General features: G+C 63.8%; 23 protein-coding genes. 15 read left to right on the top strand and 8 right to left on the bottom strand.

Annotation, left to right across the window (positions count from 1 at the left end; all coding sequences use genetic code 11):
* Positions 1–100 precede the first annotated feature (100 nt).
* Positions 101–499, top strand: a complete 399-nt coding sequence (locus PSV26_RS17710; RefSeq protein ID WP_300520858.1) for a DUF192 domain-containing protein — start codon at positions 101–103, stop codon at positions 497–499.
* A gap of 85 nt (positions 500–584) precedes the next feature.
* Here the strand turns inward: PSV26_RS17710 and PSV26_RS17705 are convergent, their stop codons facing one another.
* From PSV26_RS17705 to xseA, 3 genes are all read right to left on the bottom strand, one after another.
* Complete coding sequence (locus PSV26_RS17705; RefSeq protein ID WP_300572533.1) at positions 585–2,822, bottom strand: NADP-dependent isocitrate dehydrogenase; 2,238 nt, start codon at positions 2,820–2,822, stop codon at positions 585–587.
* Between the two features lie 240 nt (positions 2,823–3,062).
* A complete protein-coding gene (locus tag PSV26_RS17700) occupies positions 3,063–3,644 on the bottom strand; it encodes a Fe-Mn family superoxide dismutase (RefSeq protein ID WP_300561113.1) in 582 nt (193 codons plus the stop codon).
* 58 nt (positions 3,645–3,702) lie between these two features.
* Positions 3,703–4,998 (bottom strand): exodeoxyribonuclease VII large subunit, encoded by a 1,296-nt coding sequence (xseA, locus tag PSV26_RS17695; protein WP_366946015.1) that lies wholly within the window; start codon positions 4,996–4,998, stop codon positions 3,703–3,705.
* Between the two features lie 341 nt (positions 4,999–5,339).
* Between xseA and PSV26_RS17690 the strand changes: the two genes are divergently transcribed.
* The 6 genes from PSV26_RS17690 (at position 5,340) to adk (ending at position 9,310) form a co-directional block, all read left to right on the top strand.
* Positions 5,340–5,981 (top strand): MotA/TolQ/ExbB proton channel family protein, encoded by a 642-nt coding sequence (locus tag PSV26_RS17690; protein WP_300572527.1) that lies wholly within the window; start codon positions 5,340–5,342, stop codon positions 5,979–5,981.
* 115 nt (positions 5,982–6,096) lie between these two features.
* Positions 6,097–6,525 (top strand): biopolymer transporter ExbD, encoded by a 429-nt coding sequence (locus PSV26_RS17685; protein ID WP_300561119.1) that lies wholly within the window; start codon positions 6,097–6,099, stop codon positions 6,523–6,525.
* Positions 6,526–6,527: 2 nt separating this feature from the next.
* Positions 6,528–7,568 carry a tetraacyldisaccharide 4'-kinase gene (gene lpxK / locus PSV26_RS17680; RefSeq protein ID WP_300572524.1) on the top strand — a complete coding sequence of 347 codons (1,041 nt, stop codon included), beginning with the start codon at positions 6,528–6,530 and terminating at the stop codon, positions 7,566–7,568.
* Positions 7,549–7,731 carry a Trm112 family protein gene (locus tag PSV26_RS17675; RefSeq protein WP_300572521.1) on the top strand — a complete coding sequence of 61 codons (183 nt, stop codon included), beginning with the start codon at positions 7,549–7,551 and terminating at the stop codon, positions 7,729–7,731. Before lpxK ends, PSV26_RS17675 begins: the two co-directional genes overlap by 20 nt.
* 45 nt (positions 7,732–7,776) lie before the next feature.
* The gene (gene kdsB / locus PSV26_RS17670) at positions 7,777–8,544 is read left to right on the top strand and encodes a 3-deoxy-manno-octulosonate cytidylyltransferase (protein WP_300572518.1); all 768 of its coding nucleotides are present in this window, start codon (positions 7,777–7,779) and stop codon (positions 8,542–8,544) included.
* 109 nt (positions 8,545–8,653) lie between these two features.
* On the top strand, positions 8,654–9,310 hold the full coding sequence (adk, locus tag PSV26_RS17665) for an adenylate kinase (RefSeq protein ID WP_300572515.1): 657 nt from the start codon (positions 8,654–8,656) through the stop codon (positions 9,308–9,310).
* Between the two features lie 82 nt (positions 9,311–9,392).
* On the opposite strand, the gene PSV26_RS17660 is transcribed toward adk, so the two are convergent.
* The 3 genes from PSV26_RS17660 to PSV26_RS17650 are packed head-to-tail and all read right to left on the bottom strand — an operon-like array spanning position 9,393 to position 11,283.
* Positions 9,393–9,872, bottom strand: coding sequence for a DUF6152 family protein (locus PSV26_RS17660; protein ID WP_300572512.1), 480 nt, complete (start codon positions 9,870–9,872; stop codon positions 9,393–9,395).
* A 27-nt stretch (positions 9,873–9,899) separates the two neighbouring features.
* Positions 9,900–10,319 carry a hypothetical protein gene (locus PSV26_RS17655; RefSeq protein WP_300572509.1) on the bottom strand — a complete coding sequence of 140 codons (420 nt, stop codon included), beginning with the start codon at positions 10,317–10,319 and terminating at the stop codon, positions 9,900–9,902.
* A 4-nt stretch (positions 10,320–10,323) separates the two neighbouring features.
* Positions 10,324–11,283, bottom strand: a complete 960-nt coding sequence (locus PSV26_RS17650) for an asparaginase (protein WP_300572506.1) — start codon at positions 11,281–11,283, stop codon at positions 10,324–10,326.
* Positions 11,284–11,410: 127 nt separating this feature from the next.
* Here PSV26_RS17650 and lexA point away from each other — a divergent pair, with 127 nt between their 5' ends.
* The 3 genes from lexA to PSV26_RS17635 all read left to right on the top strand — a co-directional run bounded on the left by lexA (position 11,411) and on the right by PSV26_RS17635 (position 13,851).
* Complete coding sequence (lexA, locus tag PSV26_RS17645; protein ID WP_176491238.1) at positions 11,411–12,103, top strand: transcriptional repressor LexA; 693 nt, start codon at positions 11,411–11,413, stop codon at positions 12,101–12,103.
* A gap of 150 nt (positions 12,104–12,253) precedes the next feature.
* Positions 12,254–12,652: a hypothetical protein gene (locus PSV26_RS17640; RefSeq protein ID WP_300572504.1), complete on the top strand. Its 399-nt coding sequence runs from the start codon at positions 12,254–12,256 to the stop codon at positions 12,650–12,652.
* Positions 12,653–12,843: 191 nt separating this feature from the next.
* A complete protein-coding gene (locus PSV26_RS17635; RefSeq protein ID WP_300572501.1) occupies positions 12,844–13,851 on the top strand; it encodes a D-2-hydroxyacid dehydrogenase family protein in 1,008 nt (335 codons plus the stop codon).
* Between the two features lie 30 nt (positions 13,852–13,881).
* Here the strand turns inward: PSV26_RS17635 and PSV26_RS17630 are convergent, their stop codons facing one another.
* Entirely contained in the window at positions 13,882–15,933 is a 2,052-nt protein-coding gene (locus tag PSV26_RS17630) for a hypothetical protein (protein ID WP_300572498.1), read from the bottom strand.
* A 165-nt stretch (positions 15,934–16,098) separates the two neighbouring features.
* Positions 16,099–17,865 carry a hypothetical protein gene (locus PSV26_RS17625; protein WP_300572495.1) on the bottom strand — a complete coding sequence of 589 codons (1,767 nt, stop codon included), beginning with the start codon at positions 17,863–17,865 and terminating at the stop codon, positions 16,099–16,101.
* A 271-nt stretch (positions 17,866–18,136) separates the two neighbouring features.
* Here PSV26_RS17625 and PSV26_RS17620 point away from each other — a divergent pair, with 271 nt between their 5' ends.
* From PSV26_RS17620 to PSV26_RS17600, 5 genes are all read left to right on the top strand, one after another.
* Positions 18,137–19,657 carry a 3-hydroxyacyl-CoA dehydrogenase gene (locus tag PSV26_RS17620; RefSeq protein WP_300572492.1) on the top strand — a complete coding sequence of 507 codons (1,521 nt, stop codon included), beginning with the start codon at positions 18,137–18,139 and terminating at the stop codon, positions 19,655–19,657.
* A gap of 150 nt (positions 19,658–19,807) precedes the next feature.
* A complete protein-coding gene (locus PSV26_RS17615; RefSeq protein WP_300572489.1) occupies positions 19,808–20,587 on the top strand; it encodes an oxepin-CoA hydrolase, alternative type in 780 nt (259 codons plus the stop codon).
* A 132-nt stretch (positions 20,588–20,719) separates the two neighbouring features.
* Positions 20,720–21,445 (top strand): Crp/Fnr family transcriptional regulator, encoded by a 726-nt coding sequence (locus tag PSV26_RS17610; protein WP_300520633.1) that lies wholly within the window; start codon positions 20,720–20,722, stop codon positions 21,443–21,445.
* Positions 21,446–21,449: 4 nt separating this feature from the next.
* The gene (locus tag PSV26_RS17605) at positions 21,450–22,556 is read left to right on the top strand and encodes a phosphotransferase (RefSeq protein ID WP_300520631.1); all 1,107 of its coding nucleotides are present in this window, start codon (positions 21,450–21,452) and stop codon (positions 22,554–22,556) included.
* 28 nt (positions 22,557–22,584) lie between these two features.
* Complete coding sequence (locus tag PSV26_RS17600; RefSeq protein WP_300520630.1) at positions 22,585–23,844, top strand: acyl-CoA dehydrogenase family protein; 1,260 nt, start codon at positions 22,585–22,587, stop codon at positions 23,842–23,844.
* Positions 23,845–23,868: the final 24 nt, after the last annotated feature.

Here is a 23,868-nt window from a genome sequence, read left to right as displayed (position 1 = left end):
GGTGGAACGCTTCATGACCTTTTTGCCTGCTGCCCTCAAGTCGCCCCCGCGCGGGCTGACGCTCGCACTTTGCTCCCTGGTGTTGAGCGCCGGATGCGCGATGGCGCAAGGAACGCCGCAAACCAACCTGCCGCGAGCCAAACTGTCGGCAGGCATGCACCAGGTCGACGCGCAAGTCGCGTTGACGCCGGAGCAGCGGCAGATCGGCCTGATGTTTCGCAAGGAGATGCCGGCCACCGAAGGCATGCTGTTTGTGTTCGAACAGCCTGCCCAACAGTGCTTCTGGATGAAAAACACCCTGCTGCCGCTGACCGCTGCCTTTGTCGCCGACGACGGCACCATCGTGAACCTGGCCGACATGAAACCGCAGACGACAGACTCGCACTGCTCGGAAAAACCGGTGCGTTACGTGCTGGAGATGAACGTCGGCTGGTTTGCCAAAAAAGGCATCAAGGCGGGCAGCAAACTGTCGGGACCGGTGTTCGCGCAACCCCGTTGAACGCCACGCGCTGCGTTGGCGGCACCATGAAAAAAGCCGACGCGAAGTCGGCTTTTTTGTGCCCCGGTCAAGGCGTCAAGTTGGTTTACCCCTTGAAAGACGCCAGTGTCGCGTTCAAGGTCTTGCTCGGTCGCATCACAACATCCAGTTTGGTCAGGTCGGGCTGATAGTAACCACCAATGTCCACCGCCTTGCCCTGCACGGCCTGAAGTTCGGCGATGATGGCCTGCTCGTTGGTCGCCAGCGCCTTGGCCAGCGGAGCGAAGCGGGCCGCCAGGGCAGCATCTTCGGTCTGGGTGGCCAATTCCTGTGCCCAGTACATGGCGAGGTAAAACTGGCTGCCGCGGTTGTCCAGTTGACCGGTCTTGGGCGACGGATTCTTGTTGTTGTCGAGAAGCTTGCCAGTGGCGGCATCCAGCGTTTTGGCCAGAATGTTGGCCTGCGCGTTGCCGGTTTTGATGCCCATATCTTCCAGCGACACGGCCAGCGCCAGGAATTCGCCCAGTGAGTCCCAGCGCAGGTGGTTTTCCTCGACCAGCTGCTGCACATGCTTGGGCGCCGACCCCCCGGCACCGGTTTCGTACATGCCGCCGCCGGCCATCAGGGGCACGACCGACAACATCTTGGCGCTGGTCCCGAGTTCCATGATGGGGAACAGGTCGGTCAGGTAGTCGCGCAGGATGTTGCCGGTGGCGCTGATGGTGTCCAGCCCGCGCACGACGCGCTCCAGCGTGTAACGCATGGCACGCACCTGGCTCATGATCTGGATGTCCAGGCCCGCTGTCTCATGCTCGTGCAGGTACATCTTGACCTTGGTGATCATCTGCGCCTCATGCGGGCGATAGGAATCCAGCCAGAACACCACCGGCATGCCGGAGTTGCGCGCGCGGGTCACGGCCAGCTTGACCCAGTCGCGGATGGCCGCGTCCTTGACCTGGCACATGCGCCAGATGTCGCCCGCTTCCACGTTCTGGCTCAGCAACACCTCGCCGGTTGCGAGGTCGGTGATGTTCGCCACGCCGTCTTCCGCGATTTCGAAGGTCTTGTCGTGCGAGCCGTATTCCTCGGCCTGCTGGGCCATCAGGCCGACATTGGGCACGGTGCCCATGGTCTTGGGATCGAACGCGCCGTGCCACTTGCAGAAGTTGATGATCTCCTGATAGATGCGGGCAAAGGTTGACTCCGGCATCACGGCCTTGACGTCCTTCAACCGGCCGTCGGCGCCCCACATCTTTCCGCCATTGCGAATCATCGCGGGCATGGAGGCGTCCACAATGATGTCGTTGGGCGAATGGAAGTTGGTGATGCCCTTGGCCGAATCAACCATGGCCAGTTCGGGACGGCCTTCGTGACAGGCGTGCAGGTCGCGCTTGATCTCGTCCTGCTTGCTCTGCGGCAGGGTGCCGATCTTGTTGTACAGATCGACCATGCCGTTGTTGACGTTGACGCCCAGTTCCTCGAACAGCCTGGCGTGTTTCTCGAACGCTTCCTTGTAGAAAATCTTCACGCAGTGGCCGAAGACGATGGGGTGCGACACCTTCATCATGGTCGCCTTGACGTGCAGCGAGAACATGACACCGGTGTTGTGCGCGTCCTCGATTTCCTTCTCGTAGAACGCCACCAGCGCCTTCTTGCTCATGAACATCGAATCGATGATCTCGCGGTCCAGCAACGCGACCTTGGGCTTGAGCACGATGGTCTTGCCGCTCTTGGTGAGCAGTTCCATCTTGACGTCGCGCGCGCGGTCCAGCGTCATCGACTTCTCGCCATGGTAGAAATCGCCGGCGTGCATGTGCGAGACGTGTGAACGCGAGGCCTGGCTCCAGTCAGCCATGCTGTGCGGGTTCCTGCGGGCGTATTCCTTGACAGCCCTCGGGGCGCGGCGGTCCGAGTTGCCTTCACGCAGGACCGGGTTCACGGCGCTGCCGGTGCACTTGTTGTAGCGCGCGCGGATGTCCTTTTCTTCGTCGGTCTTGGGGCTTTCGGGGTAGTCGGGGATCTTGTAGCCCTTGCCCTGCAGTTCCTTGATCGCGTCCTTGAGCTGGGCCACCGACGCGCTGATGTTGGGCAGCTTGATGATGTTGGCCTGCGGCTTGAGCGTCAGCTTGCCAAGCTCTGCCAGGGTGTCGGGCACGCGTTGCTGCTCGGTCAGACATTCCGGGAACTGGGCCAGAATGCGGCCGGCCACCGAAATGTCGGCGGTCTCGACCTTGACCCCTGCCGGCGCCGTAAATGTGCGCACGATGGGCAGGAAGGAGGCGGTCGCGAGCAACGGGGCTTCGTCGGTCAGCGTGTAAATGATGGTGGGTTGCTCGTTGCTCATCGCTTATCTCCAGAACTGTTATGGGAACGCCACCGGCTGGTTCGCAGACCGGCGGGCATGATCGGATGGTGCCCGATTCCTTGAGGGAACGGGACCTGCCTGACAAGCATTTTATGCAATGCGATGCCACGATACGAAATTACGCCATTTGGAGTGCGTTTTTTATCGGGCAAAAAAAAGCCCGAAGACATCTTCGGGCTTTTTCTGGGGTCAGCGGCGCAGCGCAAGCGCCTGGCAGATTCAGGCGAAGTTTGCCGCTGCAAAGTCCCAGTTCACCAGCTTGTCGAGGAAAGTCTCGACAAACTTGGGGCGCTGGTTGCGGTAGTCGATGTAATAGGCGTGTTCCCACACGTCCACCGTCATCAGCGCCTTGTCGGCGGTGGTCAGCGGCGTGCCGGCGGGGCCGGTGTTGACGATGTCAACCGAGCCGTCGGCTTTTTTCACCAGCCAGGTCCAGCCCGAACCAAAGTTGCCGACAGCCGATTTCACAAAGGCTTCCCTGAAAGCGGCATAGGAACCAAACTTGGCGTTGATGGCGGCGGCGAGTGGGCCGGAGGGCTCACCACCACCGGCGGGCTTCATGCAGCTCCAGAAAAACGTGTGGTTCCAGATCTGCGCCGCGTTGTTGTACACGCCGCCGCTGGATTTCTTGATGATCTCTTCGAGCGTCATGGCCTCGAACTCGGTGCCTTTTTGCAGGTTGTTGAGGTTGACCACATAGGCGTTGTGGTGCTTGCCATGGTGGTACTCAAACGTTTCCTGGCTGTAGTGGGGGGCCAGCGCGTCGATGGCGTACGGGAGTGGGGGGAGTTTGTGTTCCATGTTTTTTTTCCTCGTGAGGTGTTGTTGATAAAGCCGGTGTCGACGGCCATTGTAAAAACTAAATCAGCCGCGGTGCAGAAACGGTCAAATCGACCTCGCCATCGGCAAGGGTAGCGCGCAGCGCCTGCCCGGGGTGGGTAGCGCGGGCGCTGGTGACGGCCTGGCCCTGCAGGTCGGCCAGCCACGCATAACCGCGCTGCAGAACGAGCTTGGGATCGAGCGGCTCCAGCCTGAGTTGCGCACGCTCGAGCCTGCGCTGTTGTCGGGCCAGCGCTTCCGCCACGGCCTGGGGGAAAGCCAGCGCCAGTCCCTGGAGGCGGTGGTTCTCCCGCTGCACACCTGACTGCAGCGCATGCCGCAGGCGCTGCGTCTGTCCGGCCAGCCGGGCCTGCTGACGTGTGACCAGATGTGACGGCCGGCTCACACGGGAGGCCGCCCAGTCGAGTCGCTGGTTCTGGGCCTGCAGTTGCCGCTCCACGCCGTCCTGCAGGCGATCCTCTGCCAGGTCCAGCGCACCGAGCCAGACGCTTTGCGGCTGGGCGCACATTTCGGCCGCCGCGGTGGGGGTGGGCGCGCGCAGGTCAGCGCAAAAATCGGCAATCGTGAAATCGGTCTCGTGGCCGACGCCGCACACCACGGGCACCGGCGACGCCACGATCAGGCGCGCCAGTTGCTCGTCGTTGAAGGCCCACAGGTCTTCCATGGCCCCGCCGCCGCGCACCAGCAGCAGCACATCCACCTCCGCGCGCTCGCTGGCCTGGCGCAGGGCATGGCGCAACTCCTCGGGCGCCTGCGCGCCCTGCACGCTGGCGGGGTAGATCACCACCGGAATGTGCGGCGCGCGGCGCTGCAAGGCCGTCACCACATCATGCAGGGCGGCTGCGCCCAGCGAGGTCACCACGCCGATGGCGCGCGGCAGCAGCGGCAAGGCCCGCTTGCGGCCCGCGTCGAACAGGCCTTCGGCCTCCAGCCTGGCCTTGAGCAGGAGAAACTGCTCAAACAGGTTGCCCTGCCCGGCCTGCTGCATGGACTCGACCACCATCTGCAGTTCGCCGCGCGGCTCGTAGACGCCAAGCCGGCCACGCACTTCGACCAACAGGCCGTCGCGTGGCGAAAAATCCAGCAGGCCGGCGGCCCGCCGGAACATCGCGCAGCGGATCTGGCCCTGCGCGTCCTTCAGCGAAAAATAACAATGGCCACTGGCGGCCCGCGAAAACCCGCTGACCTCCCCCTGCACGGCCACTGGGTTGAAACGTGCCTCCAGGCTGTCGGCAATCGCGCGCAGCAAGGAACCCACGGGCCAGACGCGCACGCCCGGCGACACTCTTTCTGACGCGCCCGCGGACTCAAACACGCGTAAACCCCTCGAAGAACCGGGGGTAATACTCCACAGTGCCGCATGAACGCAGGGTGAAACCCGCGGTTTGCCGGGAATGACTAGAAGAATTCGTGTAACTCATTGATTTATAAGAACTATATTCTGCTTATTTTTTCATCGTTCTGTCACATCGCCCATTTGGCGCGGCCTCGCGGGCCCCTGGCGGCCACTTGCTAACAAAGTTATCCACAAGATCTGTGAGTTAGGTCCTACAAGCGGGCAGCTGGCGACAACGGGGCGGGCCCCCGAGGACGCGTCCGGTTCGCGTTCTGGGCTGGGCCATAATCCACAGCAACTATTTGCCGGGAGACGTTTACTTGTTTTCGATCATACAAGCCGCAGGCTGGCCCATCTGGCCCCTGGTTGCCTGCTCCATCCTGGCGCTGGCCCTGGTCATCGAGCGTTTTGTCAGCCTCAAAACCGGAAAAATTGCCCCGCCCCGCTTGCTGGATGAGGCCATCACTGTCTCGCGCAGCTCCGTGCCCGCCCCCGACGTGGTCTCGCATCTTGAGCAGAACTCCCTGCTCGGGGAGGTGTTGGCCAGCGGTTTTCGTGCGCTCAACACCAACCCGCGCATCAGCGAGGACGATCTGCGCTCCACCCTCGAAGGCGCGGGTCGGCGCGCCGCCCACACGCTGGAGCGTTACCTGGCAGCTCTGGCCACCATCGCCTCGGCCGCGCCGCTGCTGGGTCTGCTCGGCACGGTGATCGGCATGATCGAGATTTTCGGCTCGCAGGCCGGCAGTGGCGGCGTGGCCAATGCCGCCGGCGGCAACCCCGCACAACTGGCACAAGGTATTTCGATTGCGCTGTACAACACCGCTTTCGGCCTCATCGTGGCGATTCCATCGCTGATTTTCTGGCGCTATTTCCGCGCCCGGGTGGACGGTTACCTGCTCACGATGGAAATCGCCTCCGAGCGTTTTGTGCGCCACCTGAACACCCTCCGGAAATCATGAATCAGGCCCCCACGCTCGTCGCTTCGCGTACTTCGCTGCCCCCAGAGGGGGCACATATTTTCTTGGGGCGGCCCGGCGAAAAAACTCCGACCACCCAGCCCCTCAGGAGCGCGGCATGAACTTTCGCCGCTCATCGCGCGATGAACCCGAGATCAACCTGATTCCGTTCATCGACGTGTTGCTGGTCGTGCTGATCTTCCTGATGCTGTCGACCACCTACAGCAAGTTCACCGAACTGCAGATCAAGCTGCCGGTGGCCGACGCCGACCAGCAGCGCGACTACCCCAAGGAAGTGATCGTCGCCGTCAGCAGCGACGGCCGCTACATGGTCAGCAAGGTGCCTGTGTCCGGCCGCAGCATCGAGGCGCTGAGCGCCGCCATCAGCGCGGCGGCCAAGGCCGGCAAGGACAGCGTGATCATCATCAGTGCCGATGCCAGCGCCACCCACCAATCGGTCATCACCGTGATGGAAGCGGCCCGGCGCAGCGGCTTGACGCAAATCACCTTTGCCACCCAGAGCGCGGCGCAGGCCGGCGCCCGCTGACCGTGGCGACCCGGCTGCAGCAGGCCTGGCTGCGGCGCGGCCTGCTCGCCTGCCTGCTCTGGCCGCTGTCACGGCTCTACGGCCTCCTGGCCGAGTTGCGCCGGCTGGCCTTCCGGGCCGGCTACTTCAAATCTGAACGCCTGTCCGTCCCGGTGGTGGTGGTGGGCAACGTGGTGGCCGGCGGCGCCGGCAAGACGCCGGCGGTGATTGCCTTGGTGCAGCACCTGCAGGCCCGCGGTCTGCAGGTCGGCGTGGTCTCGCGCGGCTACGGGCGCACCAGTGCGCAGTGCCTCGAGGTCTTGCCGGGCACCCCCATCGAAGCCTCGGGCGACGAGCCAGCCCTTATCCGGCGGGCGACAGGCGCTCCTGTTTTTGTAGCGACCCGGCGCGCCGAAGCCGCGCGTGCGCTGCTTGCGGCGCACCACCAGACACAGGTGATCGTCTGCGACGACGGCCTGCAGCATTACGCACTGCAGCGTGACATCGAGATCGCGGTGTTCGACGAGCGCGGCGTCGGCAACGGCTGGCTGCTGCCGGCCGGCCCCCTGCGCGAGCCCTGGCCGGAGCGCCTGCAACGCGGCGTGCGCGCCGGCGGACGCGGCATTGACCTGGTGCTGCACACCGCGGCGCTGCCGGCCTTCGACGGCTTCCGGTCAAGCCGGCAGCTGGCCGACCACGCACGGCGCGCCGACGGCAGCCGCGTCCCACTCGACAGCCTGGCGGGCCAGCCGGTGCTCGCACTGGCCGGCATCGCCAAACCCGAAGCCTTTTTCGCCATGCTGCGCGCCCGTGGCCTGGTGCTGGCTGAAACGCGGGACCTGCCCGACCACTACAGTTTTGATAGCTACCCGCGCCCGCAGGACAAGGGCTACACCCTGATTTGCACCGAAAAGGACGCGGTCAAGCTGTTTCCCCGGCAAGCGGATGTGCTGGCCGTGCCGCTGGTGTTTTCCCCCGAGGCGGCCTTCTTCACGGCGTTCGACGCCCTGCTGGACCCCCTGCTTTCTCCATTACCATCCTCCCATGGACACCAAACTGCTTGAACTGCTGGTCTGCCCCGTGACCAAGGGCCCGCTCGATTACGACCGTGAAAAACAGGAGCTGATCTCGCGCAGCGCACGTCTGGCCTACCCGATCCGCGACGGCCTGCCGGTGATGCTCGAGAGCGAGGCGCGCACCCTCACAGACAAGGAACTCGGGCTGTGATCCTGGATGCTTTCGACGAGGAACTCGGCCTGTGACCTGCCGCGCATGAGTTTCACCGTCCTTATTCCGGCCCGCCTCGCGTCCACCCGCCTGCCCGACAAGCCGCTGGCCGACATCGCCGGCGTGCCCATGGTGGTCCGCGTGGCGCAGCGCGCCCTCCAGAGTGGCGCCGCACGCGTGGTGGTGGCGGCCGACAGCCCCCAGATCGTGCAGGCCTGCGCCGACTTTGGCGTGACCGCCATACTGACCCGTTCCGACCACCCGAGCGGCAGTGACCGGCTGGCCGAGGCCTGCGACCTGCTTGGCCTGGCTGATGCGGAATGTGTGGTCAATGTGCAGGGCGACGAGCCGCTGATCGACCCGGCGCTGATCGACGCCGTCGCGAAGTTGCTGGACAGCCGCAGCGACTGCGCCATGAGCACGGCCGCCCATGCCATAACCAGCCTCGATGAACTGCGGAACCCGAATGTGGTCAAGGTGGTGCTCGATGCGCGCGCCACCGCGCTGTATTTCAGCCGCGCCGCTATCCCGGCCGCGCGGGATTTTTCCGGTCAGGCCTGGTGGCAGGCCGCCGCGGCGGCGCAGGATCTGCCGCTCCCATTGCGCCACGTGGGCATCTACGGCTACCGCGTCAGCTTCCTGCGGCAGTTCCCGGGCTTGCCGCAAGCGCCGCTGGAGCGGCTCGAGCAACTCGAGCAGCTGCGCGCGCTCTGGCACGGCCACCGCATCGCCGTCCACGTCACCGCACAGGCGCCCGGGCCCGGCGTCGACACCCTCGAGGACCTGGAGCGCGTGCGACGGCTGTTTGTGTAAGCTGCACGCAGGGGGACGCATGCTATCCTCCAAGTCAAAATAATGTGAGGCTGGGGCCGGCATCAGGCCACCCGTCCGCTGCTGAATTCATAAAAATCCAAGGACATCCATGAGACTGATTTTGTTGGGCGCGCCAGGCGCTGGCAAGGGAACACAGGCGACCTTCATCTGCCAGAAATACGGCATCCCCCAGATTTCCACCGGTGACATGCTGCGGGCTGCGGTCAAGGCCGGCACGCCACTGGGTATCCAGGCCAAAAAAATCATGGATTCGGGCGCGCTGGTGAGCGACGACCTGATCATCAACCTGGTCAAGGAACGTATCGCCCAACCGGACTGCGCCCAGGGTTTTCTGTTCGACGGTTTCCCGCGCACCATTCCCCAGGCCGACGCGATGAAATCCGCCGGCGTGAAGCTGGACTACGTGCTGGAGATCGACGTGCCGTTTGAGGCCATCATCGAGCGCATGAGCGGCCGCCGTTCGCACCCGGCCTCGGGCCGCACCTACCACGTCAAGTTCAACCCGCCCAAGGTGGACGGCAAGGACGACGTGACCGGCGAACCGCTGATCCAGCGCGAAGACGACAAGGAAGAAACCGTGCGCAAGCGCCTCGAGGTCTACAGCGCACAAACCCGCCCGCTGGTGGACTACTACTCGAGCTGGGCCAAGGCGGCGCCGGAAGCCGCGCCGAAATACCGCGCGATCAGCGGCATGGGCGGTGTGGACGAAATCACTGCTCGGGCCTTTGAAGCGCTGTCGGCCTGAACGCTCTCGCCGCACATTAAAAAAAAAGGCCGTCTGCAGACGGCCTTTTTGCTGGGCGTCACTCGGCACCATTCACCGTCACTCAGGCCGGACTGGACCTCAGGCCATACGCCTTGCCGTCGACAAACAGGTACTCGGCGCGTAACACCGCGTCCCCCTTCTCACCGGCAAAGGTGAACCCCAGTACCGAGACCAGCGCGCCGGGTTTGATTTCAGCGACTTTCCAGGCCTGCAGTCGCGTCAGGGGCGCCAGCTCGATCTCCCAGCGCCTGTCCTGGCGCGTGGGCAACACGGCTTTGGCCAGCAAGGCTTTGCCATCGACCGGGGCGCTCTGGGCCGGCAGCGCGCGCTGGGCCAGGTCGGCCGGCAGCTTCATGGTGGCCGGCAATTCAATTTCCAGCTCCACATGCGGGTTCTGCCAAAGGGACTTGAGCACCCTGCCTTCGAGGTAGATCGGCCGGTCCTGGTCAAAGCCGCTCCAGCCGTGGTGCGCCCACGCCAAAGGCATCAGGCCGGCACTGGATACGGCACATGCTGCTCCGATCAGGTCACGTCGTTTCATGGGTCAACTCCTTGAAGAATGGTGTGCCTAGCGGTAGGCGATCCAGCGGCCACATGCCAGCACGGCCAGCCAGATCAGGGTGGACACCCCCATCTGCACGCGCGCCCAGACATCGAGTTTGTCGAGCGAGCCGCGCCCGTGGAACCAGGCTGCATTACACGCCGCGCTGAATAACAGCAGCATCTTCAGGGTAAAAGCCCGATTCGCCAGCAACTCGGCCGGCTGGGAGGCAAACATCAACAGGCCGGACGCAGCAGCGATGACAAAGCCACTGAGCGCCAGGCCCAGGCTCAGGCGCGCCAGCTCCCGCACGGGCAAGGCCGCACCCAGGCCAAACACGCGCAATTCCAGCAGCACCAGGTTGCCGAGCAGCAGCGCAATGCCGCTGATATGCACCATCTCCAGCGCCGGGTAAGCCCACACGTGGGATTTCAATGCTGCAAACATCGCGTCAACTGCCGTTGGCCATCAATTCAAGCATCAGCGCCACCCGCGCCTTGACCGGGCTCAGGCCCTGCGAATCGGCCAGCAGGTCGCCGGCCCTAGGGAGCACCCTGCCCTCCAGGCAGCGTGTGGCACGCACCACGCGCACGCCGGCCGCCTGCGCCTGCAGCAAGGCCGCCTCGAGATCCTGGTGCAGCGTGCCATTGCCCGTCGCCGCCACCACCAGACCCTGCACCCCACTGGCCACCAGCGCCTGCACCACGCTGGCGCCGGCGCCGGCGTAATTCATCACGATATCGACACGCGGCCAGCCGGAGCCGTCCTGCTGTGTCACTATCTTTTTGATAGCTGCTAGCGCTTTATGGACGGGGGCTTCTGGCCAGTTTCTCATTAAACGCAGGCGCCCTTCCTCAACATAACCGACCGGCCCGGCATCGCCGGAGCTGAAGGCGTCGAGGCGGTAGGTGTGCACCTTCTGCACGTCTGGCGCGCCGTGAATGACGCCCGCGCACACCGCCAGCACGCCGCGTGCGCCGGGATGCGCGGCGACAGCCACCGCGTCCAGCAGGTTCTGCGGGCCGTCGGGCGCCAGCGCTGTGGCCGGTCGCATCGCACAGGTCAGCACCACCGGCTTGGCGGGAACGAGCAAGGCATGCAGCAACCAGGCGGTTTCTTCCAGTGTGTCGGTGCCGTGGGTCACGACGATGCCCTGCACCTCGGGCTGCGCCAGAAAGTGGCTGACCCGCTCGGCAAGCCGGGCCCAGACGGAAAAACTCATGTCCTTGCTGTCGATCTGCGCCACCTGCTCGGTCACCAGATCGCAAGGGCCCCCGGCCAGGGCTGGCACGGCACCTACCAGTTGGGCAATACCCACCTGCGCGGCGGTGTAGCCGGTATGGTCCGAGGAGCTGGCGGCGGTGCCGGCAATCGTGCCGCCGGTACCCAGAATCACGATTTTTCGGTTCATAAGCGTTGAGACTTGCATTCTTTAAAAAACTGGATGAAAATACAGCTACTGGATATTAAAACAGCTTGCCCCGGTTTCCCACTCCATTCTGGACGATGGAACCCCCTGTTTGACAAGGAGCCCCGTGATGAGCAGCTTCAACGATTTTTCTGAAATGCCCAAACTGACTGCGCGCCAGCAGCAGATACTTGAACTGATTCAAAGCGCGATCGCCCGCACCGGCGCCCCGCCCACCCGGGCCGAAATTGCCAATGAACTCGGGTTCAAGTCCGCCAACGCCGCCGAAGAACACCTGCAGGCGCTCGCCCGCAAAGGCGTGATCGAGCTGGTCAGCGGCACCTCGCGCGGCATCCGCCTGCGCAGCGACACCCTGCGCTCCATCAACGAATCCCGCATCAAACAGTTTTCCCTGCCGTTGCAAAGCCTGGCCCAACTCGCCCTGCCCCTGGTAGGGCGGGTTGCTGCTGGCAGCCCCATTCTCGCGCAGGAGCATGTGGACCACACCTACTATTTCGAAAGCAGCCTGTTCCAGCGCCAGCCCGACTACCTGCTCAAGGTGCGCGGCATGAGCATGCGCGATGCCGGCATCATGGACGGCGACCTGCTGGCCGTGCAACAGACCAAGGAGGCCAAAAACGGGCAGATCGTGGTGGCCCGCCTGGGTGATGACGTCACCGTCAAGCGCTTTCGCCGCAACAAGAACCTGATCGAGTTGCTTCCCGAAAACCCCGACTTCAAAACCATCGTGGTCGAGCCTGGCGATGCCTTTGAAATCGAGGGGCTGGCTGTGGGCCTCATACGCAACACCATGCTGATGTAGCCGTGGTCCGGGCAGTACCCATGCAGGGACTGCGCCCCATTTTTTCCGTGCAACAGGTGGCGGGCGTTTGGTCGCGTGGACCAACACCCTGGTGCGGCGGTTGTTCAGTTTTCAATCCTGCCTGTGTTTACCTCTACTTCTGGAGTTCTCATGGGAATCGCCGTTCTTTCACGTTCACCCGCTCTCTCACCCCTTCTGTCCTTGCTGCGCTCACCACTACAGGCGCTTGCCGCCTTGCTGCGGCCGGCCCGGCCAGCGCCCCCCTTGCCCGGATTTGTCACGGTGTCACGCCGCCAGGCGACGGGCGAGTTGCCAGCGGCCCTCAAAAACACTGCCGCCGGTGCCCGCCCGGCGTCGATGACAGGCCACAAGCCGTGTCAAACCGTGGTCAAGGCCACGTCGCCGCGCCGACTGAAAATCGTCCGCGAATTCGAGGCCGGCGTGAGCCCCTCCTGCGCCGGGCGCATGGTCATTTCGGGCCGTATGGCCGATGTCTGCGCCGAGCTCGATCGCATGGCCCAACGAGAGACCGCGGTCCAGGTGGCCTGAAAAAACACGACCGTCGGGCGGTGGGCCTGCCGTCCTTGGTTCCGTCCTGGACAGGCAGGCAAGAACCCTTGCGGCGCTTGCTGCCGCGCGGCGGCCAGCAAGCGCGAGGGACGCTGCTTTCCTTTCGGACGGCTTGCCGTTCCTGTGCGCGCAGCGTCTCGGAGGGGGAAACTTGCAGGCACAATATCGGCATGAATATTGTGATCCTTGACGACTACCAGGATGCGGTGCGCAAACTCGCCTGTGCCGCAAAACTCGACGCCTACCAGGCCAAGGTCTACACCAACACCGTCAAGGGCATAGGCCAGCTCTCGGTACGACTCAAGGATGCCGATGTGATCGTGCTGATCCGCGAACGGACGCATTTGCCGCGCCAGCTGATCGAGAAACTCCCCAAACTCAAGATGATTGCCCAGACCGGCCGGGTCGGCAGCCATGTCGACGTCGGCGCCTGCACCGAACGCGGCATTGTCGTGGCCGAGGGCATCGGCTCCCCGACCGCGCCGGCAGAACTCACCTGGGCCCTGATCATGGCCGCGATGCGCCGGATTCCGCACTATGTCTCGCACCTCAAACATGGCGCGTGGCAGCAGGCCGGCCTGAAAAATGCCTCGATGCCGGCCAACTTCGGCATTGGCTCGGTACTCAAGGGCAAGACCCTGGGCATCTGGAGCTACGGCAAGATCGGCCAGATTGTTGCCGGATATGGCCGCGCTTTCGGCATGCGCGTCCTGGTCTGGGGCAGCCAGGCTTCGCGGGCGCGCGCCCAGGCCGACGGTTATGAGGTGGCCCTTTCCAAAGGTGAGTTTTTTCGGGACAGTGATGTGCTCAGCCTGCACCTGCGGCTGCAGGACGACACACGCGGCGCGGTGACACTGGAAGACCTGGCGCAGATGAAAACCTCGTCGGTGCTGGTCAACACTTCACGCGCCGAGCTGATCGAACCCGAAGCTCTGATCGCCAGCCTGAACCGCGGGCGCCCGGGACTGGCGGCCGTCGATGTGTTCGAGTCCGAACCCATCCTGCAGGGCCATGCCTTGCTGCGCCTCGAAAACTGCATCTGCACGCCGCATATCGGCTATGTGGAGCAGGAAAGCTACGAAATGTATTTCAGCTCTGCCTTTGACAACGTGGTCAACTTCATCAAGGGCACGCCCACCAATATCGTGAACCCCGGGGCGCTGCAGGTACGCCGCTGATCCGACGTTCATCCAGCCCGCCACCGGGTCCTACATTTTTGCCGGCCTGACCGCCGCAGGCGAGCCTGAGGACCCCGACACTTCGAAGTCGATCAGGTTGAAATCGCCAAATGCATCCGTCAGGGCCGCCGGAACAGCCGTTTTCAGTGGGGGGGCAAGGCCGGCAGGGAATCCTGCTGTCAGGTGGGGCCTGTCGGCCTCCAGTGTGCCCAGATCGATGTCCAGGGCGGTGTCGGCACGCAAGGACGGGAAAGCCGCCTCGCGCTCGCCGCCAGACGCTGCCGAAAGCGGCTGGATCGCCGTACGACCGGCAAGCTCCGCCGGCACGCGCCGTTGGGCCAGGCCAGTCGGGTCGGCGTCCGGCAGGGAAGGAAGATCAAAATCCAGCAGGCTCTCCCCCGCAGCAGGCTGGGAATGGACGATCTCCTTGGCGATACCGTAGAGAAAAAGCAGTTCGCGATAGGCTTCCAGGCCAAAGGCTTCCGCACGAGACCCCGGCTTGCGGAACACGGACTCTTCGATCACTTCCAGGACCTTGGGCGTCGGCCATAACGCGACGATGCGGGACAAGGCCGCCTGGTAGGCCTCCAGACCCGGACCGGTGCCCGAGTACGACTCGAACGCAGGCAAGTCGGCATTGAACAGCCGGTTGAATTCCACGCGCAAGGCCTCGAAGTCCTCGCGGCGCTTGAGCTGGTGGTAGAGGCTGAACAGGTCCAGATAAACCAGCGCGCTGGTTTGAACCTCCTCGGACACATGACTGCGCAGCACGGCCACGGCCTGTTCGGGCTTTCCAATGGAGATGAAAAATTCAGCCTGGTGCTGGACATCGAAGAGTTCTTCGGCTTTGACGGGACGAGGCGTGTGGGGCATGCTCAGCGCGAAATCCATCCTGTCGCGGCGGGACACGGGAGACAGGGGGCCGGCAGTGGCCCTTCGCGCTGGCGGCAAAGGCGCATCGCCTTGGCGTGGCGCGCTCTCCTGCCGTTCCTGCGGTGCCAGGTACAGCAGATCACTGTCCACCGGAATGCTGTCCGCACGATCATTGGCATAGGCGCCGGTGTCCCGGGCAAACCATTTCCCCTCGCCAGGCTTTTTACTGCGCCACCAGGGTCCATCGGGTTCGTCCATCCGCAACGCGGCGCGGCGCCACCGCAACACATAGGCCGCGATGAGGAGAGCCAGGCTCAGCACGGCAATGCCTGCATAGACCCAGGCCCTCGCGACGTCCTGCTGTTGCATTTGACCCTTGAGAGCGACCAGTGCCTCCCGGTGGACCCGGGTCTCGGCGCTCAGGCGCAGCAGGTCCGACGCCATCGCATTCATCTTTTCAGCATCCCGGAGAACGTCGCCAGGTTCCGCGGTCAGGGCTTTCCACATGGCTGCTGCCATGGCGCGTTGCTCGATGCTGACCGTTGGCAAGCTCAGCAGTTCCCGGGAAGCCTTGAGTTGCGGGGGCAATTCCAGCAGGAGATCCAGCGGCTCGAGTGTGAGTCGCGCAGCAGGTTTTCCAGGCACCCGGATTACTGACCTTGCCGGAAGCGGTGCTGCGGGGTCTGCATCGCGCCTGACTTGCTGCCGGAGACGGCTGGTCGACGGACCTGGCTTCACAACAGCAGACACCGGCGGGGCTCCCACAGGAAGGGGGAGCAGCGCGTCACGCTCGGGGGACAACACCGGCGGGCTCCCAGCAACGGCGCTCGCCTGCTGGGGCGCCAGGTCGGCCAGCAGGACATAACGCCTTTCCATCGGTGAGCCGCAGCCGGCACGTACAAGCACCGTCACCACTGGCTCGTCCACCACAGCGGAGGTCCGTACGCGGATCAGGGCTTCCCGGCCGGGGCCGGCCTTCGCCAGGGAAATACGGACCCGGGAACTTTCCACCCGGCTATCTGCATAAAACACCTCGGCGGCCAGGCAGGAGGTGGCTGAGTTCTCGGTGCCGTCGAGTACCGCCTGGATGGAGATGTCCAGGGCTCTCCCCACAAAGACGGCTCCCTGGCTGCGACCCAGCGAAATGGCCATCCCGCTCGTCATCCAGCATCCCAGCATCACCGCCAGCAGGAACCGGGAAGGTCTCAAGGGGTGAATAAAAAAGTATGCATGCTTACATTTTGACACAACGCAAGACGGCAGGCGGTCCGTTGGAGGGTGCCAGGAACGGATGGTGAAGGCTAAGGAAACTCCGGCCCCGTGCCGGCCCTGCCGGCCCTGCAGGCCCGGTTGGCTGGCCAGCAGCAATACTCTTCAGGATCTGCTGGACTTGTCGAAGTCGTCGGGGCGGTAGCCGGTGTCGTAGTCGTCAAAGTCCACCAGCGAATCCAGCCCTGTCGGCCTCACGGAGTTGGGCGCAATGGACAGCGGTGAGGCCAGGGCTGCAGCTCCGGTACGCTGGCTGTCCCTGCGCCGTGCCGCATGCAGCAGCTCCGCAAGGCTGGAGGCGGAATCGGTACGCGCACTTTCCGTTCGGGCACCTCGCCCCGCCGCTGAGGTCGTGGCCGTTGCCCGGTTGCCTGCAGGCTTGCTGTCGCTACCGCCAGCCAGTTGGGTCAGGTCGATGTCCAGACCCAGTCGCGGTGAGGACCTCGGCTGCATTGCAAGATCGGGCCATTGGGTGTCGCCGCGACCGCTTGCCGTGCCCGATTCAAGGTCGATGATTTCGCGGCCCACGGCATACAGCAGCAGCAGTTCGCGGTACTCCTCCAGGGCCAGCACCTCGGCGCCCTCCCCCGGCTCCCTGAACAGGGCCTCTTCAATGATCTTGAAGACCTGCCGCGTCGGCCAGGCGGCCTGAATCCGCAACAAAATGGCAGCATAGGCGGCGCCCCCGGCACTGGTGGCTGTGTAACGGTCAAAAGGCAGGGCCCGGGCGTTGAAGACCTTGTTGACATCGTCACGCAAGTCTTCATAGTCCTGCCTATTGCCAACCTGGTGGTAGAGATCGAGCAGGTCCAGATAAACCAGCGCACTGGTTTTGACGTTGTCAACCAGGTGCTTGCGAAGCAGCGCAATGGCCTTGTCCTGCTGCCCCAGGGAACTGAAAAATTCCACCTGCTGCTGAAGATCGAACAGTTCCGGAACCTTGACGGTACGGGGCACGAAAGGCACGCTGACCGAAAAGCGGGGCCGGTCGCGCTGCGGCAGCGACGGGATCGACTCGCTCTCTGGAGAGCGGGATGCACGCTTCAGCCCGTCGAACAGGGATTCATTGACCTCGAGCTTGGCGGACCGGCTTGCAGTTGCCAGCGTCACGCCCGTCGAGAAGACGGATTCCGGGCTGAAATTGCTGTGTTCCGGGGACGGACCGGTGCGCTCCGCCCGAGCGGTGGAGCGCAGGTACAGCAGAAAGAGCAGCCCCATGACTGCGATGGAAAAAAGTGCTGCCAGGCCATACACAACCACCTTGCCAAATCGCGCGCTCTCGGCCTGCTCGAGCTGGTGCCGGCTTTCGGCCAGCGCCGCCTCGTTGCGCATCATGTCGGCGCGCAATTGGCGAACTTCGGCTTCCAGCGTCTGGACCTTGTTGCTCTCTGTCGCGCCGCCCAACGCTGACTGTGCCGGAGGCAGGCCCGCAGGCAGTGGCTGCTGATCTGCCGCCGCCAGCGCGGTTTGCACACTGGCGCCCATCGCGCGCGGTTTGGCCGCCGCCAGCACCACATAGCGACGCATGGTCTTTTGTACGCACCCGGCACGCAGATGCACGGTGACCACGGGTCCTTCGACGGGTATCGCAGAGCGGACATGGACCAGCCAGTCCTGCGCGCCGGAAGCCTTTTCAGGGCTTATCCGGACACTGGCCTTGTCGAGCGGCTTGTCCACATAGAAAACATCGGCTTCAAGACACAGGGCCTGCGGGTCTTCACCGGCGTCAAGCATGAGTTGCATGGAAAGATCGAGCGGCTGACCCAGCACGGCTGAGCGGGTGCTGGGCCCGAGTGTGACCGCCAAAGCACCCGCCGACAGACACAGCCACAAGCCCCCGGTCAGAAGGGCATGGCGCTTGAGTGGGTGCATAAAGGTATTCACTTGGCTGATTCTGGCATGTCCGGCACATACGGGAGGCGCAGACAGCGGTCGCTGGGACGAAAAAGAGACAACGCCCCATGCCCTTCAGGCGCTGAGCCGAGCCGCCTGGCCCCTGCAGCCCGCACCCCTGAACCGTCGCGGATGAACCCGACGCGCAAGTCTAACCGGCGCTACGGGAGCACGCAAACGGCGCAGGGCGTGCATGCGCCCCTCCAGCCGGGCGCCGGATGCGGTCCGGGCTGCTGGATAATACTTTTCCATGAAACCTCTATATCAAACTGTAGGCCTGGTTGGCACAGGCGCCATGGGCCGGGGCATTGCACAAATCGCGGCTCAGGCGGGCAGCACAGTCAAGCTGTTCGATACCCAGCCGGGTGCAGCCGACAAGGCACGCGACGCGCTGGCAGGGCAGTGGGACAAGCTGGTGAACAAGGGCCGCATCGATGGCGCACTGGCCAGCGCCCACAAAGCCCGCCTGCTTCGGGCGGAAACCCTGGACGATCTGGCCGATTGTGACCTTGTGATCGAAGCGGTTGTAGAACGTCTGGATGTGAAGAAGTCACTGTTTTTGTCACTGGAAAGTGTTGTTTCCGGGCAAACCATCCTTGTCAGCAACACGTCCTCGCTGTCCATCACGGCGATTGCCGCCGGACTCAAGCACCCGGGGCGATTCGCTGGCTATCATTTTTTCAACCCTGTTCCCCTGATGAAGGTGGTCGAGGTGATTGCCGGACTCAAGACGGACGCCGCAACCTGCAGCGCGCTGGCGGACTACGCCCGGCAGATGGGGCACACGCCGGTGCAGGCCCTGGATACGCCGGGCTTCATCGTCAACCACGCCGGTCGGGCCTATGGCACCGAGGCCCTGCGCATTGTCAGTGAGGGCATTGCCGATTTCGCCACCATTGACCGCATCCTCAAGGACCAGGCCGGCTTCAAACTCGGGCCGTTTGAACTGATGGACCTGACGGCGCTGGATGTCTCCCACCCTGTGATGGAGTCGGTGTACCACCAGTACTACGAGGAACCGCGCTACCGGCCAAGCGTGATTACCGCACAGCGTCTGGCCGGTGGCCTGCTGGGCCGCAAGACCGGCGAAGGCTTTTACCAGTACCCAGACGGCGTCGCGCAAACCCCTGCAGAGCCGCCTGTGCCTTTGGTCGCCGAGATGCCGCCGGTCTGGGTGTCACCTCGGTCGGCGCGCAGGTCGGAGCTGCTGCAATTGCTCAAGAACCTAGGCGCCAGCATCGAGACCGGTGCATCACCTTCGATGAATGCACTCGTGCTGGTCGCGCCCCTGGGCTTTGACATCACCACCGTGGCTGTGGTCGAGCGACTCGACCCGGCGCGCACGGTGGGCATCGACATGCTGATCGACGACGCAGCCTGCAAGCGCCGCGTGCTGGCGACCAACCCGGCAACCCGCAGCGACATGCGTGACGCCGCGCACGCGCTGTTTGCGCGCGACGGCAAGGCCGTCAGCGTGATTCGCGACAGCGGCGGCTTTGTCACTCAACGGGTGGTGGCCGCCATCGTCAACATCGCCAGCGACATCTGCCAGCAGGGCATCTGCAGCCCCAAAGACCTGGAAACCGCCGTCACGCTGGGATTGGGCTATCCGATGGGCCCACTCGCCATGGGCGACCGTTACGGCCCCACCAACGTCCTCGAAGTGCTGTTCAACATGCAGACTGTTTACGGCGATCCGCGTTACCGCCCTTCTCCGTGGCTGCGTCGCCGCGGTGCGATCGGCCTGAGTCTGATGCACGAAGAGTCATGACTCCCCCCCGTCGGACGCTCACTGCGTGTAGCGCCTTCCCTCCTCGAAGGGGCGGCGCCTGTGGACCGGCGAAGCCGGATCCACGGCCCCCGTTTGCACGAGACCACGCTTCCTGCTTGTTCCCTATTTCGCTGAACTGGAAAAACTGACATGGCAGGCGCACTTAAAAGCACCAGCGACGGCGCCACCCTGGTGCTGACCCTGAGCAACCCGGAATTCAAGAATGCGCTGAGCCCGGAAATCTATGCCGCGGGCGTGGAAGCGCTCAACGCGGCCGAGAACAACCCCGACATCCGTAGCGTGGTGATCACCGGCGAGGGCGCAAACTTCTGCGCTGGCGGCAACCTGCATCGACTGCAGGGCAACCGACAACAGCCGCCGGAGGTGCAGGTCCAGAGCATCAGCGGCCTGCACAGCTGGATCGACTCGATACGCACCTTCCCGAAACCGGTGATTGCTGCGGTCGAGGGCGCCGCTGCCGGCGCCGGGTTTTCACTCGCACTGGCCTGCGACTTCGTGGTTGCGGCAGACAACGCGGTGTTTGTCATGGCCTACAGCAACGTCGGGCTGTCACCTGACGGCGGCGGCAGCTGGGCGCTGGGCCGCGCCCTGCCGCGCACGCTCGTTGCGGAGCTTCTGATGTGCGGCGAGCGAATAGGCGCACCGCGGCTCCACGCCCTGGGCCTGGTCAATCGCAGCGTTGCCGCCGGTGATGCGCTCAACGAGGCGCTGAAACTGGCCGATACGCTCAATACACGCGCGCCCAATGTGCTGGCCAGCATCAAGGAACTCATCAATGACGCACAGGGCAACACCCTGAGCCAGCAGCTGGACGCCGAACGCGGGCATTTTGTGCGCAACCTGCACCACCCCAATGGCGGGGAAGGCATTGCGGCTTTTCTGGAAAAGCGGCCGCCGGCCTACGATTGAGCCGGCCGCACGAGCGCAGGCCGTGCCTGTGCAGTCGGCGCGCGACCGGGACACCGAGGCGACAGATGGAGGTCTGTGGCACCGTCGCTGGCGTGACAATAGCTCTTTTGTGAGTCACCCAAAAGACAGGCTATGGACGATCCCATTCTTACGATAGACGAAAGAGAGGCCATCAACGGTGGTCGCTGGTTTTCATCCCTATCTCCCTCACTCAGGCACGACATACTTCGATGCGCATTCGTCCAACGTTTCAAGGATGGCCAGTTGATCTGTGCCCGCGGCGACCCACCGGAACAATGGATTGCCTGCGCGAAAGGTGCCGTGCGGGTGAGTTCCACATCCATTTCGGGCAAGCAGATCACGCTGACCTATGTGGAACCCGGCATCTGGTTTGGCGATGTGGCGATCTTCGACGGCGACCGGCGCACGCACGACGCCTACGCCCATGGCGAGACCACCATCCTGTGTGTGGCCAAGGCCGACTTCAGGAAAATCCTGGCTGCGCATGTAGAGCTGTACGAAGCCATGCTGCGCCTTCACGCGCGCCGCATCCGCCAGCTCTACGGTCTGGTGGAAGACCTCAACACCCTGCCCCTGCGCGCACGGCTGGCCAAGCAGTTGCTGCACCTGGTGCGCAGTTACGGCGTCAGCAGCCTGAGCGACGGACGGGAAGTGCGCATCGGCCTGCAACTGGCGCAGGAGGAACTGGCGCAGCTGCTGGGTGCCTCGCGCCAGCGTGTGAACCAGGAACTCAAGGCCATGGAGCGCGAGGACGCGATACGTATCGAGCCGGGCGGCCTGGTGGTGCGCAACCGTGAAGCGCTGATGCGCATTTCTGAAGCCGACCTGGAAAAATGAAGCAATGAGCAACTTTGACCATTTCCTGGGCACCCGCGCGGTTTCGGGCCAGCACGCTTTCGACATGGACGCGCTCAGTGCCTATCTCGAGAAGCACCTGCCGGGTTTCCAGGGCCCGCTCAGTGCCGAAATATTCAAGGGCGGACAGTCGAATCCGACCTACAAGCTGATCACGCCGCAGCGTTCGTACGTGATGCGCGCCAAACCGGGGCCGGTCGCGAAACTGCTGCCTTCGGCGCATGCGGTCGAGCGGGAGTTCAAGGTCATGACCGGGCTGCAGGGCACGGACGTGCCGGTCGCCAAAATGTACTGCCTGTGTGAAGACGAGGCCGTGATAGGCCGCGCCTTCTACGTGATGGAGTTTGTCGAAGGTCGCGTCCTGTGGGACCAGGCCTTGCCGGGCATGACGAATGCCCAGCGCGGTGATATCTACCGCGAAATGAACCGCGTCATTGCCGCGCTGCACAAGGTGAAGTTCGCCGAGCGCGGGCTCGCCGAGTACGGCAAGCCCGGCAACTATTTCGAGCGCCAGATCGGCCGCTGGAGCAAGCAGTACACCGCCTCCATCACCGAGCCCATTCCCGAGATGGACGCCCTCATGAAATGGCTGCCCGAGAACATTCCGGCCAGCGCACGCGACGAGGCCATGGTGTCCATCGTGCACGGTGACTTCCGGCTCGACAACCTCATGTTTCATCCGACCGAGCCGCGTGTGCTGGCCGTGCTGGACTGGGAGCTGTCCACCCTGGGCCATCCGCTGGCCGACTTCAGTTACCACTGCATGGCGTGGCACATTCCGCCCGGCGCTTTCCGCGGCATTGGCGGCCTGGACGTGGCCAGTCTGGGCATTCCCACGGAAGCTGAGTACATCCGCCTGTACTGCGAACGCACCGGCTTTGCCAGCCCCGAGCTGATCAAGGCCGACTGGAATTTTTACCTCGCCTACAACCTGTTCAGGCTTGCCGCCATTTTGCAGGGCATTGCCAAACGGGTCGAAGCGGGTACTGCAGCCAGCGCCCAGGCCGTCGCCTCTGCCAAAGGCGCGCCTGCACTGGCCCGCATGGCATGGGATTTTGCGCAAAAAAGCCAGTCGAGCCACAAGCCCGGCTAAAAGAAACCTTTACCCAGGAGATAGCTACATGGAATTCAACTTCACCCCGAAGGTACAAGAGATGCAGGCCCGCCTGCTGGCCTTCATGGACCTGCATGTGTACCCGAACGAGGCGCGTTTCTTCCGCGAAATTGCCGAAAACCGCGCCAAGGGCAACCCGTGGATCCCGACAACCATCATCGAGGAGCTCAAGCCCAAGGCGCGTGCCGCCGGTCTGTGGAACCTGTTCCTCCCGCATTCGCCGCGCGCGCCGGAAGGTCTGTCCAACCTCGAATACGCGCCGCTGTGCGAAATCATGGGTCGTGTGCCGTTTGCGCCCGAAATCTTCAACTGCTCGGCGCCCGACACCGGCAATATGGAAACCATTGCGCGTTACGGCTCCGAAGCCAACAAGGACCGCTGGCTGGAACCCCTGCTCAAGGGCGAAATCCGCTCGGCCTTCCTGATGACAGAGCCCGAAGTGGCTTCGTCCGACGCCACCAACATCCAGTGCAGCATCGTGCGCGACGGTGACGACTATGTGATCAACGGCCTGAAATGGTGGTCGTCGGGCGCCGGCGACCCCCGCTGCGCCATTTACATCGTGATGGGCAAGACCAATCCCGACGCCGGCCGCCATGAGCAGCAGTCCATGATCCTGGTGCCGGCCGATGCGCCCGGCATCACCGTGATCCGCCCGCTCAGCGTGTTCGGCTACGACGACGCACCGCACGGCCACATGGAAGTGCGGCTGACCAACGTACGCGTGCCGGTGGGCAACCTGCTGCTCGGCGAAGGCCGTGGCTTTGAAATTGCGCAAGGCCGCCTCGGCCCCGGACGCATTCACCACTGCATGCGCAGCATCGGCATTGCCGAACGCGCACTTGAATTGATGTGCAAGCGCCTGAACACCCGTATCGCCTTTGGCAAGCCCGTGGCGCGCCAGTCGGTCTGGCACGAACGCATTGCCGACGCGCGCTGCATGATCGACCAGGCCAGGTTGCTGACGCTGAAAGCAGCCTACATGATGGACACGGTCGGCAACAAGGTCGCCAAGGCCGAAATCGCCATGATCAAGGTGGTGGCGCCCAACATGGCCTGCCAGATCATTGACTGGGCCATCCAGGCGCATGGCGGCGGCGGCGTGTCTGACGACTTCCCGCTCGCCTATGCCTACGCACATCAACGCACCTTGCGCCTGGCCGACGGCCCCGATGAAGTCCACCGCGCCTCGCTGGCCAAGCTGGAACTGGCCAAACACCTGGCCATGCCGGGCGAGGTCGAGATGCCGATCACCCGCGGCAGCTGAAAGAAAGAAACGGGCGCTGCTCAG

The sequence above is a fragment of the Polaromonas sp. genome (assembly GCF_029945685.1).
Taxonomy (GTDB): Bacteria; Pseudomonadota; Gammaproteobacteria; order Burkholderiales; family Burkholderiaceae_C; genus Polaromonas.
The sequence above is the reverse complement of the archived record's forward strand: the minus strand, read 5'-3'. Positions and strand labels throughout refer to the sequence as shown.

What these genes read in the sequence shown, in the direction of transcription:
- PSV26_RS17610 (WP_300520633.1), top strand. Translation starts at nt 20,720, where the DNA reads ATGGACGATCCCATTCTTACGATAGACGAAAGAGAGGCCATCAACGGT.
- PSV26_RS17710 (WP_300520858.1), top strand. Translation starts at nt 101, where the DNA reads ATGGCGCAAGGAACGCCGCAAACCAACCTGCCGCGAGCCAAACTGTCG.
- adk (WP_300572515.1), top strand. Translation starts at nt 8,654, where the DNA reads ATGAGACTGATTTTGTTGGGCGCGCCAGGCGCTGGCAAGGGAACACAG.
- PSV26_RS17655 (WP_300572509.1), bottom strand. Translation starts at nt 10,319, where the DNA reads ATGTTTGCAGCATTGAAATCCCACGTGTGGGCTTACCCGGCGCTGGAG.
- PSV26_RS17675 (WP_300572521.1), top strand. Translation starts at nt 7,549, where the DNA reads ATGGACACCAAACTGCTTGAACTGCTGGTCTGCCCCGTGACCAAGGGC.
- PSV26_RS17685 (WP_300561119.1), top strand. Translation starts at nt 6,097, where the DNA reads ATGAACTTTCGCCGCTCATCGCGCGATGAACCCGAGATCAACCTGATT.
- lexA (WP_176491238.1), top strand. Translation starts at nt 11,411, where the DNA reads ATGAGCAGCTTCAACGATTTTTCTGAAATGCCCAAACTGACTGCGCGC.
- kdsB (WP_300572518.1), top strand. Translation starts at nt 7,777, where the DNA reads ATGAGTTTCACCGTCCTTATTCCGGCCCGCCTCGCGTCCACCCGCCTG.
- PSV26_RS17700 (WP_300561113.1), bottom strand. Translation starts at nt 3,644, where the DNA reads ATGGAACACAAACTCCCCCCACTCCCGTACGCCATCGACGCGCTGGCC.
- PSV26_RS17640 (WP_300572504.1), top strand. Translation starts at nt 12,254, where the DNA reads ATGGGAATCGCCGTTCTTTCACGTTCACCCGCTCTCTCACCCCTTCTG.
- PSV26_RS17625 (WP_300572495.1), bottom strand. Translation starts at nt 17,865, where the DNA reads ATGCACCCACTCAAGCGCCATGCCCTTCTGACCGGGGGCTTGTGGCTG.
- PSV26_RS17635 (WP_300572501.1), top strand. Translation starts at nt 12,844, where the DNA reads ATGAATATTGTGATCCTTGACGACTACCAGGATGCGGTGCGCAAACTC.
- PSV26_RS17660 (WP_300572512.1), bottom strand. Translation starts at nt 9,872, where the DNA reads ATGAAACGACGTGACCTGATCGGAGCAGCATGTGCCGTATCCAGTGCC.
- PSV26_RS17620 (WP_300572492.1), top strand. Translation starts at nt 18,137, where the DNA reads ATGAAACCTCTATATCAAACTGTAGGCCTGGTTGGCACAGGCGCCATG.
- PSV26_RS17650 (WP_300572506.1), bottom strand. Translation starts at nt 11,283, where the DNA reads ATGAACCGAAAAATCGTGATTCTGGGTACCGGCGGCACGATTGCCGGC.
- PSV26_RS17605 (WP_300520631.1), top strand. Translation starts at nt 21,450, where the DNA reads ATGAGCAACTTTGACCATTTCCTGGGCACCCGCGCGGTTTCGGGCCAG.
- PSV26_RS17600 (WP_300520630.1), top strand. Translation starts at nt 22,585, where the DNA reads ATGGAATTCAACTTCACCCCGAAGGTACAAGAGATGCAGGCCCGCCTG.
- PSV26_RS17705 (WP_300572533.1), bottom strand. Translation starts at nt 2,822, where the DNA reads ATGAGCAACGAGCAACCCACCATCATTTACACGCTGACCGACGAAGCC.
- PSV26_RS17615 (WP_300572489.1), top strand. Translation starts at nt 19,808, where the DNA reads ATGGCAGGCGCACTTAAAAGCACCAGCGACGGCGCCACCCTGGTGCTG.